Raw genomic sequence first — 13,904 nt, 5'->3', positions numbered from 1 at the left:
CGAAGACGTGCTCGCCGTACTCTCGCCAGGCCAGGGCTCGCAGAAGCCCGGCTTCCTGACTCCCTGGCTCGACCTCCCGGACGCGGAGTCCCGTCTCCGTGGATGGTCCGCGCTCGCCGGCGTCGACCTGGTTCATCTCGGCACCGAGGCCGGGGCCGACGAGATCAAGGACACCGCGCGGACCCAGCCGCTGCTGGTCGCCGCCGCCCTGCTGGCCGGTGCGCACCTGCCGCCGGCCGGTGTCCGGGTGGTCGCCGGCCACAGCGTCGGCGAGCTGGGCGCGGCCGCACTGGCCGGCGTGCTGTCGCCGGAGGACGCGATCACCCTGGCCGGGATCCGCGGCCGGGAGATGGCCGCCGCCTGCGCCCTCGAGCCGACCGGGATGAGCGCGGTCCTCGGCGGCGACCCCGAGGAGGTGGTCGCCGCGATCGAGAAGCACGGCCTGCACCCGGCCAACCGCAACGGCGCCGGCCAGATCGTCGCCGCCGGCGCGCTGCCCGCCCTCGCCGAGTTCGCCGCCGAGCCGCCGGCCCGGGTGCGGGTCATCGCGCTACCCGTAGCGGGCGCGTTCCACACCCCCTACATGGCTTCCGCCGAGGCCGTTCTGGCCACCGCCGCGGGTAAGGTTGTCGCGCATGATCCGGTCCGAACCCTGCTGTCGAACTCCGATGGCGCGGCGGTGACGGACGGCGCGGAGATCATCCAGCGCCTGGTCCGCCAGGTCACCGCCCCGGTCCGCTGGGACCTGTGCATGCGCACCCTCAAGGAGCTCGGCGTCACGGGCATCATCGAGTTGCCCCCCGCCGGCACCCTCGCGGGCCTGGTCAAGCGCGAACTCAAGGGCGACGGCGCCCCGGAGATCGTCACACTCAACACCCCGGACGACCTGCCCGCCGCTCTCGATCTGATCGCCCGGCACGAAGGAGAAACACGATGACCGCGGGTTCCCGCATTGTCGCGATGGGGCACTACCAGCCCTCGCGCGTGGTCACGAACGACGACCTGGCCCGTACGCTGGACACCAACGACGCGTGGATCCGGGACCGGGTCGGCATCGCCGAGCGCCGGATCGCCGGCACCGAGTCGGTCGCCGACATGGCCACCTGGGCGGCGGAGAAGGCGCTCGCCGCCTCCGGGCTCACCGCGGCCGACATCGACATGGTCGTGGTCGCCACCTGCTCAGCGGTCGACCGCTGCCCGAACGTGGCGACCCGGGTCGCGGCCCGGCTCGGCATCGCCGCCCCGGCCGCCTTCGACCTGAACACCGCCTGCTCCGGCTTCTCGTACGCGCTGGGCACCGCGGACCACGCGATCCGTGCCGGCGCGACCCGCAACGCCCTGGTCATCGGCGCCGAGAAGCTCTCCGACGTGGTCGACTGGTCGGACCGCACCACCGCCGTCCTGTTCGCCGACGCGGCGGGCGCGGCCGTGGTCAGCGCCGTCCCGGACGGCGAGGAGGCCGCGATCGGCCCGGTGCTGTGGGGTTCCGCCCCGGACAAGGGCGACGCCCTGACCATCGCGGGCTGGCAGCCCTACATCAAGCAGGAGGGCCAGACGGTCTTCCGCTGGGCCACCACCGCGCTCGCGCCGTTCGCGATCGAGGTCTGCAAGCGGGCCGGCATCGAGCCGTCCGAGCTGGCCGCCTTCGTCCCGCACCAGGCCAACACCCGGATCATCGACGGCATCGTCAAGCGGCTCGGCCTGGGCCCGGACGTGATCGTCGCCAAGGACCTCGTCGAGTCGGGCAACACGTCCGCGGCGAGCGTCCCGCTGGCCCTGTCGAAGCTGATCGAGCGGCGGGAGGTGCCCTCCGGGGCGCCGGTGCTGCTGTTCGGCTTCGGCGGTGGCCTCACCTACGCCGGCCAGGTCGTCCGCTGCCCTTAGCACGGACGTCACCTGACCGTCGCCAAACCGCACCATCGAGAGGAAAGATTCCCACAATGGCAACTCGCACAGAGATCACCTCCGGCCTCGCCGAGATCCTCGAGGAGGTCGCCGGGGTGAACCCGGACGACGTCGCCGAGGAGAAGTCCTTCACCGACGACCTGGACGTCGACTCGCTGTCCATGGTCGAGGTCGTGGTGGCCGCCGAGGAGAAGTTCGGCGTCAAGATCCCCGACAACGAGGTGCAGAACCTCAAGACCGTCGGCGACGCCGTCAGCTACATCGAGGCGAACCACTGACATGAGCACCGTAGACGTCGTCGTCACCGGGCTCGGCGCGACGACCCCGCTGGGCGGGGACGTCGCGTCCACCTGGGACGCAATGCTCGCCGGCCGCTCCGGGGTGAGTCCGCTCACCCAGGAGTGGGCCGGCCAACTCCCGGTCCGCATCGCCGCCCAGCTCGCCGTCGAGCCCATCGAGGTCATCGAGCGGGTCAAGCTGCGCCGGATGGACCGGGCCGAGGCGATGGCGCTGATCGCGGCGAAGGAGGCCTGGGCCGACTCCGGCCTGGCCGACTCGGGGCTCGACCCGGAACGCCTCGCGGTCAGCTACGGCACCGGCATAGGGGGTGCGATCACCACCCTCGAACAGGACGACATCCTGGAGAAGTCGGGGCCGCGGCGGGTCAGCCCGCACACCGTACCGATGCTCATGCCGAACGGACCGGCCGCGTACATCGGCCTGGAACTCGGCGCCCGCGCCGGTGTCCGGGCCATGGCCAGCGCCTGCGCCACCGGCGCCGAGGCGGTCGCGCTCGGGCTCGACCTGATCCGCGCCGGCCGGGCCGACGTGGTGGTGGCCGGCAGCACCGAGGCCGTGGTGCACCCGCTGCCGCTCGCCGGTTTCGCCTCGATGCGGGCCATGTCGACCCGCAACGACGAGCCGGAGAAGGCGTCCCGCCCGTGGGACAAGAACCGGGACGGCTTCGTCCTCGGTGAGGGCGCGGGCGCGCTGATCCTGGAGCGGGCCGATCACGCCGTGGCCCGTGGCGCCCGGATCTACGCGCGGCTCGCCGGTGCGGGCATCACCTCGGACGGGTACGACATCGTCCAGCCCGACCCGGAGTGCCGGGGCGGCATCCGCGCCATGCGGATGGCCATCCAGGACGCCGGTCTGACCGGAGCCGACATCCACCACGTGAACGCCCACGCCACCTCGACCCCGGTCGGCGACATGGGCGAGATCAAGGGCATCAAGGCATCCGTCGGGACGCACCCCATCCTGACGTCGACCAAGTCGATGTCCGGCCATCTGCTCGGCGCGGCCGGCGCGCTCGAGTCGATCGCCACCATCCTGGCCCTCCGGGACGGCATCATCCCTCCGACGATCAACCTCGACGAACCCGACGAGCGCCTCGACCTGGAGGTCGCGGCCCACAAGGCCCGGGCCGCGGACATCCGCGCGGCGATGAACAACTCGTTCGGCTTCGGCGGCCACAACGTGGCACTGATCTTCACCAAGGCCTGACGCTGATCCCCTCCGGTCACCCCGGTCCCGTCGACCACCGCGACCCGGAACAACGGCTCAAGACGCTCTTCGACCGCGGCACGCTCCGGCTGCTGGCGGCGAGGGACGACTCGGGCGTGCTGTACGGGCGCGGCCAGGTCGACGGGACACCGGCGGTCGCCTTCGCCACCGACGTCACCCGGATGGGCGGCGCACTGGGCCTGGCCGGCTGCCGGCGCATCGTCACGGCGATCGACACCGCGGTCCGCGACCGCGTCCCGGTCGCCGGCCTCTGGCACTCCGGCGGCGCCCGCCTGGCCGAGGGCGTGGTCGCGCTGGACGGCGCCGGCCAGGTCTTCGCGGCCATGGTCCGGGCGTCCGGCCGGGTGCCGCAGATCTCCGCGGTACTCGGCCCGGCGCTCGGCAGCGCCGCATACGGTCCCGCCCTCACCGACATCGTGATCGCGAGCCGGGCAGGCCGGGTCCTCGCGACCGGCGACGCCCCTTCCGGCCCGGCCGACGACACCCCTTCCGGCCCGGCCGGCGCCGCCGGCTCCGAGGTCGTCCACCTCACCGCCGCGACCGACGCCGAAGCCCTCGCCCGGACCCGCGAGATGGTCCTCCTGCTGGGCCGTCAGGGCCGCCTCTCCCCCGACGACGTAACCCTCGGCAGCCGCGGCGGCGGTTCCCCGGACGCTCTTCTACCCTCCGGCCCGGACCTGCCCTACGACGTGAAGCCCCTGATCCTGGCCCTGCTCGACGCCGCCGGCACAGAGTTGCACGCCGACTGGGCGCCGAACATCGTCACCGTCCTGGGCCGTTTCGCCGGCCGTACGGTCGGCGTGGTGGCCAACAACCCGCTGGTCCTGGACGGCTCCCTGGACGCCGGAGCCGCCGAGAAGGCCGCCCGCTTCGTCCGGATGTGCGATGCCCTGGCCGTCCCGCTGATCGTCCTGGCCGACACCCCCGGCTACCTGCCCGGCCCGGGCCACGACGGGGACGGCGTGGTCCGCCGCGGCGCCAAGCTGCTGCACGCCTTCGCCGACGCGGTGGTACCCCGCGTCACCCTGGTCACCCGCCGGGCCTACGGCGGCTCGTACATCGCCATGAACTCCCGCGCCCTGGGCGCCACCGCCGTCTTCGCCTGGCCCACCGCCGAGGTGGCGGCCCTCACCCCCGAGGCCGCGGTCAACGTCCTGCACCGCAAACGCCTGGCCGCCACCCCACCCGCCCGGCGCGCCCACCTCCGCGACCAGCTGGCCACCCACGAGTCGGCCCAGACCGGCGGCATCGACCGGGCGGTGGAGATCGGCGTGGTCGACGCGGTCATACCCCCCACCCACACCCGCCGCCGCATCGCGCTGGCCCTGGCCGCCGCCCCCGCCGGCCGGGGCGCCCACGGCAGCATCCCCCTCTGAACCCCGCGCGCCCCTCACCCACGGCGATCAACGGCCTTCCCAACCCCGTTCCCGGTACGCGTGACGCCGCCCCAACCACATCGACCCCGCCCAGCCCAGCCACGCAAGCCGCTGCCCCCTCCCACCCCTCCCACCCCTCCCACCCCTCCCACCCCTCCCACACCCCGCGATCTTGGACGTTTCCCCACCGCTGCGGGTGGCTGATCGTCCAAGGTCGCGCCTGGCGGGGCGTGCGTCTGCCGTTACCCTTCCGCGCCTCCCGGGCTACGCTTCCGCACCCCGCGACCTTGGACGTTTCCCCACCGCTGCGGGTGGCCGATCGTCCAAGATCGTGCCCGGCGGGGCGTGCGTCTGCCGTTACCCTTCCGCGCCTCCCGGGCTACGCTTCCGCACCCCGCGACCTTGGACGTTTCCCCACCGCTGCGGGTGGCCGATCGTCCAAGATCGTGCCCGGCGGGGCGTGCGTCTGCCGTTACCCTTCCGCGCCTCCCGGGCTACGCTTCCGCACCCCGCGACCTTGGACGTTTCCCCACCGCTGCGGGTGGCCGATCGTCCAAGGTCGCGCCTGGCGGGGCGTGCGTCTGCCGTTACCCTTCCGCGCCTCCCGGGCTACGCTTCCGCACCCCGCGACCTTGGACGTTTTCCCACCGCTGCTTGGCGCATCCGATAATCCAAGATCCCCCAGAAATAGATCATGGGTAATGGTTGACTCCGCCCGGACAGCAACCAGGAACCAAGATCGGCCCGAAAGCAACCATCGCCCAAGATCGCCGGCGAGGCGCGTGGTGGGGAAGCCGGACCGGGACCACCCACTCGGCCTGGCCGGCGCTACGGCCGCGGGCCGGCGGGGCGCGTGGTGGGGAAGCCGGACCGGGACCACCCGCTCGGCGTAAGCGGCCGCGGGGGCTGAGTGATTCGGCGGGACCACCGAGCTCAGCCCGGTGGGCGCGGCACAGGCTGGACCCGGCAGACGATCGCGTGGAGCGGGCGGGACGGGGAATTTCGGCGGAGGGCGGGGGACCCGTACCGGAAAGGTTTATGCGGCGCAGGCGGTCCGGGGGAGTTTGCCGACCGCGATGGGTGACCGGCCCGGCGCCGTGGCCTTTCCGGCGATCACCGCGGCGAGCGCCTCCATGGAGAGTCTGCTCGACGAGTAGGTGGCGATCAGCGTCGGCGAGGTGGCCGACGCGAGCAGGCCGGGTGAGTCCATCATCACGGTGATCGCCGCCCGGTCGTCGAGGTCGACCCGCTGGTCGCCGTAGCCGGCCAGGTGGATGACCGTGCCGCCGGACGTCTGGACCGGGACGCCGGCCGCCTGGAGGGCCTTGACCAGGTTGGTCCGGGCGACCTCGCGGCTGGCCGGGGCGGTGACCGAGACGGGCCCGGTGGTCAGCGGCCCGGCGCACCGGCCGCGCAGGATGGTGACGGCGGCGGCATCGGCGGCGGCGACGGCCTTCTCGTGGGCCGCGGAGCCGATCACCGCGAGGTCCGGCTGCGGGGTGAGCGCGGTCGTGAACTTGAGGGTGAGGATGCGGGTGACCGCCTCGGTGAGGCGTTCCCGCTTGAGGCTGCCGGTCTTCAGGCCGGCCAGGATGCCGTCCCGGGCCGCGCCGATGTCCGGTGGCATGAGCAGCATGTCGTTGCCGGCGTTGAGGGCCCGCACGGCCGCCTCGCCGGCCGGCCACTTCTTGGCGGGGGCCATGTTCATGGCGTCGGTGACGGCCACGCCGGTGAACTTGAGCCGGCCGCGCAGCACCTCGGTCATGATCTTGTGGGAGAAGGTGGCCGGGACGCCCTTGTCGACCGAGGCCAGGTTCAGGTGGCCGGACATGACCAGGCCGGCGCCCGCGTCGATCCCGGAGCGGAACGGCGGCAGGTCCTGCGTCTCCCACGTCCCACGGCTCTGGCCGATCAGTGGCAGCTCGCTGTGGCTGTCGGCGGTGGTGTGACCGTGGCCCGGGAAGTGCTTGAGCGTCGCGGCGACCCCGGCCGACTGGAGGCCGCGGACCGCGGCGGCGACCTGTCCGGCGTTCACCTTGGCGTCGCTGCCGAAGGAGCGTGATCCGATCACGCCCCCGCCGCCGGTGTTCAGCGTGTCGGCGACCGGGGCGAAGTCGACGGTGACGCCCATCGCGGCGAGCTCCTCGCCGGCGGCGTGCCAGGCCGCCTCGGTGAGGGCCGGTTTCCGGGCGGCGCCGAACGCCAGCGCGGACGGCAGCATGGTGACCCCGTCGGCGACCCGGGTGACGACGCCGTACTCCTGGTCCATGCCGATCATCAGCGGCGCCGTGGCGGGCAGTTTCGCGGCCGCCTGCTGGAGCCCGGTGGTGAGCTCGCGGACCTGCTTCGGGTTCTCCACGTTGGTGGTGGGGTTGGTCTTGCTGGTCGGGTCGTCCACGGCGAATCCGACCAGGATGAGGCCGCCGAGCCGGTACTTCGTGATCATCTCGGCCGGGGTGTCGACGCCGGCCAGGCCCTGGTTGGCCTTCGCGTTGTCCGGGTCGACCGTGGTGGCCGAGCTGCCGTAGGCGTAGGGCATCAGCACCTGCCCGGCCAGGTCCTCGTCGCTGAGCCGGGCGACCACCTCGGCGGCCCGCGCGGCCGGGTCGCCGGCCGGCCCGGCGGCCGCGGACGGCGGGGCGCTCGCCGCGGGCGGGACGGATCCGGTCGCGGCCGGGGTCGGCGCCGGCTCGTCGCCACATGCTCCGAGAAGCATGAGCAGAGGTACGGCGAGGGCGCGCGACAGACTCTTCACGATCGCCATCGAACCAGTTCACGGCAAACGTCGCTACTTGACCCCCACCCGCATTTTGGGCATGGTTCAGGCGGGTTTGTCCTGGTCGCCGGGTGCAAACGCTCAGCCGACCCGGGTGAGCAGTGTCACCGGCGCGCCGTCACCGGCGTAGCGGTAGGGCTCCAGCTCGACGTCCCAGGCGGTGCCCAGCGCCTTCTCCAGCGCATGCGACAGCGCCTCGGGCGCACGGACCGAGGACATGATGGCGCGCAGCCGGTCCTCACCGATCTGGATGTCACCCGAAGCGCCCATCGCCCCGTGGAACAGCCCACGGCCGGGGACGTGCATGAACCGCTCCCCGTCGACACCCGGGCTGGGTTCCTCGGTGACCTCGAATCGGATCATGGGCCACTGTCGCAGGGCAGCAGCCAGCTCGGCGCCAGTACCGGCGCGACCGGTCCAGCTGCACTCGGCTCGGCGCATGCTCGGATCGACCGGTTGCACGGTCCATTGCAGATTGACCGGCGCGGTCAGGACGCGCGCGATCGCCCACTCGACATGCTGGCACACGGCGAGTGGGGTCGAGTGGACGTATACGACGCCACACGTTGGCACGGTGACCTCCCGGAGACCGAGGTGCGTCTTCCCCTACGACCTCGACCGCGGTTGATCGTGTCCCATGATGCCGGGTGGTACGGACGGTGCGCCAGAGAATCCGCAACATCGACTATGGGAGCAGCCGTAGTGGCATACCCTGCCCAACGCTGTTACCAGCTCTGACGGTATGGTCGGGTCGCCGTCGTGTAGAGTTGCCACGGCCTTTTTTCTGCCTTTTCAGCTTTCCTTCAAGGAGTACCGCCGTGGCGAGCAACACTTCAAAGACTGCCCGCGCATCAGTCCGCGCCGGCCAGGGTGCGGGTGGCGCCCTCAGCGTGCTCGGTGAGTACAAGTACCTCATCCCGCTCGCCAACGGCCGCTTCGCGTACGTGCGCAACCTGACCAACGGCAAGACCACGCACCTCTCGACCAACTCGGACGCGTTCGTCGAGGAGATCCGGGTGCTGACGGCCGCCGGTCACGGTGCCAAGATCCGTGCCGAGCTGACCAGCCTGCACACCGTGAACCCGGAGCACGGCTGGGCCGACATCGAGAAGCGGCTCGTCGACGCCGGCGTCTTCGAGGGCTGAGCAAGCGCATCGAAAAGGCGCCTCCCGGTTTTCCCGGGAGGCGCCTTTTCGCATGATCAGCACAAGATCAGTCGAGGAATTCGACCCATCCGCTGTCCAGGTCGTAGACGGCGCCGACCACCCGGACCCGGTCGGCGGCGATCTCCCCGGCCAGGTCCGGGTTCTCGCGCAGCCGCTCCGCCGTACGCGCGACGTGCTTGCGGACCGCCTTCTCCGCGGCGTCCTCGTCGTCCAGGCCCACCTCTTGCACGGCCGGCGCCAGTTCGTCGACCAGATAGCCGACCGAGCCCGAGTCGCTGCCCGGGGTGGCGCCGTCCCGCAGTGCCTGCACGGTGGCGTGCACCGCGCCACAGCGCTTGTGCCCGACCACCAGGATCAGCGAGACGCCCAGCTCGGCCACCGCGAAGTTGATCGAGCCGACCAGCGAACGGTCCAGCACGTGCGCGCCCGAACGGGCCACACAGATCGAGCCGAACGACTGGTCGAAGATCGCCTCCAGAGGAACCCGGGAGTCGATGCATCCGAACACCAGCGAGTGCGGCTTCTGCCCCTGCGCCGTGGCCGCCGCCTGGGCGACGTCGTGGCCGTAGCGGGGGTGGCCGTATACGAAACGTTTGTTGCCTGAGATGAGCTCGCTCAAGGCGGCTGCGGGCGTGCTGACCTGGGCATCGCGAGTGGCCGTCATGGTGGTGATTCTCGTCGGCCCGGCGGTTCGCAACAGTGTTTGCGAGCTAACTCACGGTCCAGAGGCTTCCGGCCCCCGTCAGCCGGAAATTGGATCGAAACACGCTGGTAATCGCGATGATCGCGAGTGATGATTATTACCCGTGGGTAAGCGGGGACCGTGACCATCACGGAGGTACCCATGCAGACGCGTTCCGAGATCACCACGACCGACGGCGTCAAGCTGCATGTGTCGATCTCCGGCCCCCAGGACGCCCAGGTCACCGTGGTGCTGGCGCATGGCTGGTGCCTCGACCGCCGGACCTGGATGCACCAGATCACCGCTCTCGCCGGAATGGGCCGCCGGGCTCCACGGGTGATCGCCTTCGACACCCGCGGCCACGGCCGCTCCGGCGCCACCCGGTTGCGCGAGGCCACGCTGGCCCGGCTCGGCGACGACATGGCCGAGGTGATTCGCCGCTGCGCGCCAACCGGCCCGGTCGTTCTGGCCGGGCATTCGATGGGTGGGATGACGATCATGGAGTACGCCCACCGCCATCCCGGTGAGTTCGCCGCGCGGGTGGCCGGCCTGCTCCTGGTCTCGACCACCGCCGAGGGCCACACCCACACCCGGTACGGGCTACCCGTCAGCCTGGCCAACGTGCTGCGGGCCGGTGAGACCTTCGGGGCGGGGCTGCTCGCCCGCTCCGGCACCTGGCGCCCGCACCGGGCCGTGCTGCCTGCCCTGCGGCCGGCCCTGCGCTGGCTGCTCTTCGGTGACGACTGCGCCGAGGAGGCCATGCTGCTGACCATGCGCAGCCTGGGCCGGGCGCCGCTGCGGTCGATCGGCGGCTTCCGCGAGTCGATCGGCGCCCAACTGCGGCTGGACACGCTGGCCGAGCTGAGCGGGATGCCGACCACCGTGCTGGTCGGCGACCGGGACCGGCTCACCCCGCCGGCCTGCGCGGAGTCGATCGCCGGGGCGCTCACCGGGGCCGAGCTGACCGTGCTGGCCGGGGCCGGGCACATGCTCCCGCTGGAGCGGCCGGCGGAGGTGTCGGAGGCGCTGGTCGCGATCGTCCGCCGGGCCGCCCGGGACGCCAAGCGGGCCCGTCGCGCGCTGACGCGCCCGAGCCGCTGCTCCCGCGCCGCCTAATGCCCACGTCGATCGTTTCCTCCGGAAATACACATCTCGTGGGGTTTCGGCGAGGATCCTGGGAAGTTCCGACCACGGGGTGACCGCCGGGGTCGTTCGACGCGGACCCGGGCGTAGGAGTAAGTTCGATTGCCCCCTTCGCGCCGAGCGCGCTTTGGTGGTGCGCCATGAGAGGGAGAACAGCGGACTTGAGCGACACCACCGTCCTGCAACAGGAGATCGCGGTCGAGCAGCAGCACGTCGACCGCGTCTACGCCCGCCTCGTCGAACTGCGCCGGGACGCCTCCCGTGCCGAGAAGGAGGGCTACCGCCTGGCCGGGGTGGGCACCTTCGGGGCCCTGGTGGAGCGTGACGCGATGGTCTTTCACGCGGCCCGCCGCCGGCACGCCCTCGACACGGAGTACGAGGGGCTCGTCTTCGGCCGACTCGACCTGAAGGCCGGCGCCACCCACTACGTGGGCCGGATGGGCATCCGGGACGACGGCTCGAAGCCGCTGGTGGTGGACTGGCGGGCGCCGGCCGCGGCGGCGTTCTACCGGGCCACCGCGGCGGAGCCGCTCGGCGTGGTCCGGCGCCGCATGATCCAGTCCAGCCGGGAGAGGGTCATCGGCATCGAGGACGACCTCCTCGATCCGGACGCGGCCCCCGACGGCATGCGTGTGGTCGGTGACGGCGCGCTGCTGGCCAGCCTGGCGAAGGCGACCGGCCGAGGGATGCGGGACATCGTCGCCACCATCCAGCGCGAGCAGGACGAGGCGATCCGCTCCCCCGCCTCCGGTGTGACGATCGTGACCGGCGGACCGGGCACCGGAAAGACCGCGGTGGCACTGCACCGGGCGGCCTACCTGCTGTACTCGGACCGCAGCCGGTTCGCGGGCGGCGGCATCCTGGTGGTGGGCCCGTCGGGCGTCTTCGTGGAGTACATCGCGACCGTCCTGCCGTCGCTCGGCGAGGAGACGGCGACGCTGCGCTCGCTCGGCTCGCTGGTGCCCGGCTACGACGCCACCCGGGTCGACTCCGGCGAGGTGGCCGCGATCAAGGGTTCGCTGCGGATGCGGCGGGTGCTGGAGCGGGCCTCGCACGACGCGGTGCCGGGGGCGCCGACCGAGCTGCGCCTGCTCTACCGGGGCACGCTGCTGCGGCTGGACGCGCAGGCGCTGGACCAGATCCGGCGCAAGGTGCTGCAACGCGGGGCACGGCGCAACGAGGTCCGCGGGCACGGCTTCGACCGGGTCTTCGACGCGCTCTGGGCGCAGGCCCGGGAGGCGCGGGTGAGCGGGCTGCCGGAGAAGAAGGAGTTCGAGTCGGAGCTGGCCGACCGCACCGACTTCCGGGAGTTCCTGAAGGCGTGGTGGCCGCGGTTCACCCCGATGCGGGTGCTGCGCTGGCTGGCCGACCCGAGACGGCTCCGGGCGTACGCGAACGGGCTCCTCTCCCGGGACGAGATCACCGCGTTGCAGGGCTCGTTCGACGCGCTGGGCGAGCACGGGCCGACGATCTCCGACGTGGCGCTGCTGGACGAGCTGGACGAGCTGATGGGCCGTCCCCGGCAGCCGCAGCGGAAGTCGAAGAACCCGTTCCACGTCCGGGACGGGATCCAGGAGGTCAGCACGTTCGCCGACCGGCAGGCGGCGGCCCGCGCCCAGCAGGTGCGGCGCGAGGAGGACTACCGGGAGTTCGCGCACGTGGTCGTCGACGAGTCGCAGGACGTGACGCCGATGCAGTGGCGCATGATCGGGCGGCGCGGGCAGTACGCGTCCTGGACGATCGTCGGCGACCCGGCGCAGACCGCGTGGTCCGGCGACCTGGACGAGCTGGACCGGGCCCGTGAACGGGCGCTGGGCACCCGCACGCGCAACAGCTACGCGCTGACCACGAACTACCGGAACTCGTCGGAGATCTTCGAGGTGGCGGCGCGCGTCATCCGTACGATCATGCCGGATCTGCCGTTGCCCTCCGCGGTGCGCAGCACCGGCGTCGAACCGGCCGATGTGTCGGTGACCATCGGCGGTCTTCCGGAGGCGGTGCGGGAGCTGACCGAGAAGCAGCTCGCCGAGGTGGACGGCACGATCGGCGTGATCATGCCGGTGCCGCGGCACGACGAGGTGGCCGGCTGGGTGGCCGGGCTGCCGGAGCGGGTCCAGGTGGTGACCGCGCTGGAGGCCAAGGGCATGGAGTACGACGCGGTCGTGCTGGTCGAGCCGTCGCAGATCGCGACCGACCCGGCCGGGGTCCGCACCCTCTACGTGGCCCTGTCCCGCGCGACGCAGCGGCTGACCACCGTGGGCACGAGCCCCGGCTGGCTCCCCTAGGGAATCGGCACGGAGACCGCGTCGTAGGCGGTCTCCGGGGTCGGCGGGGTGGTGAAGCGGGCGTTGGGCAGGTAGAAGCGCTCGCGGTACTCGGCGATGGTGGTCGGCACGTCGAAGCCCGGGTCGGTGGTCACCGACACCGGGGTCCCGGCCGTCCCGGACCGGTTCAGCGTGATCTCGGCGATCTGGTTGAGCCGGTTCTGCACCACGTAGAGGCTGCGGCCGCGGAGCCAGAGGCCGTCGCCGTTGGTGAGCAGCGTGTCTCCGACGTCGATGCGTGACGTGACGCCGGAGTGGGTGACCCGGAACAGGAATCCGGTGTTGGACTGCACGATGATCAGGCCGCGGCCGTCCGGCGTCTCGCTGATGCCGTTGGCGTTGTTGCCGGTCAGCAGCTCGATGTCGCCGGTGAGCGGGACCGCGGTGGCCGCCTCCGGCAGTTTGCCGTGCCGGCCGAGGAGCACCTTGAACAGCACGAGGTTGCGCGAGTCGGTGAACCAGGCGGCCTCCTCGGTGACGATCACGTCGTTGATGAACGTGTTCGAGCCCACCGGTTGCAGCTGGTAGGACCTGAGGACCCGGCCGGTGCGCAGGTCGATGACCCGGGCGTCGCCGCCCGCGCCGCCGGCCACGAAGAGCCGGCCGCCGTCGATCTTGAGGCCGAGTGAGGCGGTCCCCGGGCCCTCGCTGAACACGGCGCCTTCTCCGGTCCGCAGGTCGGCGCGGTAGATGTCGCCGTCGACGCGGGAGCCGAAGTAGGCGTAGGGCTTCCCGCCGATCGCGATCCCCTCCGGCTGGAAACCGCTCGGCAGGGTGATTGTGCTGGGCAGTGGGCTGGTCAGGGCCGCCGAGGCGGGCGCGGCGGTTACGGTCACCGCACACGCGGTGAGGCAGAGAACGTTCGCAAGGGTACGTCGAAGCACGAAACTTCCTTTCCGATGCAGAACGGGTCATCGAGATTCTCATCGCACGGCACCGGGGTCACAACCGTTTGCATATATAGCAATGTCCGCATACATTAGCGGCGGCCTGCCGGACGACGGA

Annotated in this window: 12 protein-coding genes; 8 read left to right on the top strand and 4 right to left on the bottom strand. The window is 71.9% G+C overall.

Features of this window, described 5'->3' with window-relative positions:
- Positions 1-7 precede the first annotated feature (7 nt).
- From BJ964_RS17140 to BJ964_RS17120, 5 genes are read left to right on the top strand one after another with little or no spacing between them, the layout of a single operon-like run.
- Positions 8-937, top strand: a complete 930-nt coding sequence (locus BJ964_RS17140; RefSeq protein ID WP_188121592.1) for an ACP S-malonyltransferase — start codon at positions 8-10, stop codon at positions 935-937.
- Positions 934-1,884: a beta-ketoacyl-ACP synthase III gene (locus BJ964_RS17135; RefSeq protein WP_188121591.1), complete on the top strand. Its 951-nt coding sequence runs from the start codon at positions 934-936 to the stop codon at positions 1,882-1,884. Before BJ964_RS17140 ends, BJ964_RS17135 begins: the two co-directional genes overlap by 4 nt.
- Before the next feature lie 56 nt (positions 1,885-1,940).
- Complete coding sequence (locus tag BJ964_RS17130; RefSeq protein WP_183226129.1) at positions 1,941-2,183, top strand: acyl carrier protein; 243 nt, start codon at positions 1,941-1,943, stop codon at positions 2,181-2,183.
- A 1-nt stretch (position 2,184) separates the two neighbouring features.
- A complete protein-coding gene (gene fabF / locus BJ964_RS17125) occupies positions 2,185-3,411 on the top strand; it encodes a beta-ketoacyl-ACP synthase II (protein ID WP_188121590.1) in 1,227 nt (408 codons plus the stop codon).
- Complete coding sequence (locus BJ964_RS17120) at positions 3,408-4,808, top strand: carboxyl transferase domain-containing protein (protein ID WP_188126996.1); 1,401 nt, start codon at positions 3,408-3,410, stop codon at positions 4,806-4,808. Before fabF ends, BJ964_RS17120 begins: the two co-directional genes overlap by 4 nt.
- A 1,036-nt stretch (positions 4,809-5,844) precedes the next feature.
- Here the strand turns inward: BJ964_RS17120 and BJ964_RS17115 are convergent.
- Positions 5,845-7,572 carry a glycoside hydrolase family 3 protein gene (locus tag BJ964_RS17115; RefSeq protein WP_188121589.1) on the bottom strand — a complete coding sequence of 576 codons (1,728 nt, stop codon included), beginning with the start codon at positions 7,570-7,572 and terminating at the stop codon, positions 5,845-5,847.
- A gap of 93 nt (positions 7,573-7,665) precedes the next feature.
- Positions 7,666-8,157, bottom strand: a complete 492-nt coding sequence (locus tag BJ964_RS17110) for a DUF3145 domain-containing protein (RefSeq protein WP_188121588.1) — start codon at positions 8,155-8,157, stop codon at positions 7,666-7,668.
- Between the two features lie 245 nt (positions 8,158-8,402).
- On the opposite strand from BJ964_RS17110, the gene BJ964_RS17105 reads away from it, so the two are divergent.
- Positions 8,403-8,729 carry a hypothetical protein gene (locus BJ964_RS17105; RefSeq protein WP_188121587.1) on the top strand — a complete coding sequence of 109 codons (327 nt, stop codon included), beginning with the start codon at positions 8,403-8,405 and terminating at the stop codon, positions 8,727-8,729.
- Positions 8,730-8,796: 67 nt separating this feature from the next.
- Here the strand turns inward: BJ964_RS17105 and BJ964_RS17100 are convergent, their stop codons facing one another.
- Positions 8,797-9,414 (bottom strand): carbonic anhydrase, encoded by a 618-nt coding sequence (locus tag BJ964_RS17100; RefSeq protein WP_188121586.1) that lies wholly within the window; start codon positions 9,412-9,414, stop codon positions 8,797-8,799.
- A gap of 180 nt (positions 9,415-9,594) precedes the next feature.
- Here BJ964_RS17100 and BJ964_RS17095 point away from each other — a divergent pair, with 180 nt between their 5' ends.
- A complete protein-coding gene (locus tag BJ964_RS17095; RefSeq protein ID WP_188121585.1) occupies positions 9,595-10,548 on the top strand; it encodes an alpha/beta fold hydrolase in 954 nt (317 codons plus the stop codon).
- A 188-nt stretch (positions 10,549-10,736) separates the two neighbouring features.
- Entirely contained in the window at positions 10,737-12,860 is a 2,124-nt protein-coding gene (locus BJ964_RS17090; protein WP_188121584.1) for a HelD family protein, read from the top strand.
- On the opposite strand, the gene BJ964_RS17085 is transcribed toward BJ964_RS17090, so the two are convergent.
- Complete coding sequence (locus BJ964_RS17085; protein WP_188121583.1) at positions 12,857-13,783, bottom strand: SMP-30/gluconolactonase/LRE family protein; 927 nt, start codon at positions 13,781-13,783, stop codon at positions 12,857-12,859. The two genes, BJ964_RS17090 and BJ964_RS17085, sit on opposite strands and share 4 nt — an antisense overlap.
- Positions 13,784-13,904: the final 121 nt, after the last annotated feature.

The sequence above is a fragment of the Actinoplanes lobatus genome (genome assembly GCF_014205215.1).
Taxonomy (GTDB): Bacteria; Actinomycetota; Actinomycetes; order Mycobacteriales; family Micromonosporaceae; genus Actinoplanes; species Actinoplanes lobatus.
This window is presented reverse-complemented; position numbering and strand designations above follow the sequence as displayed.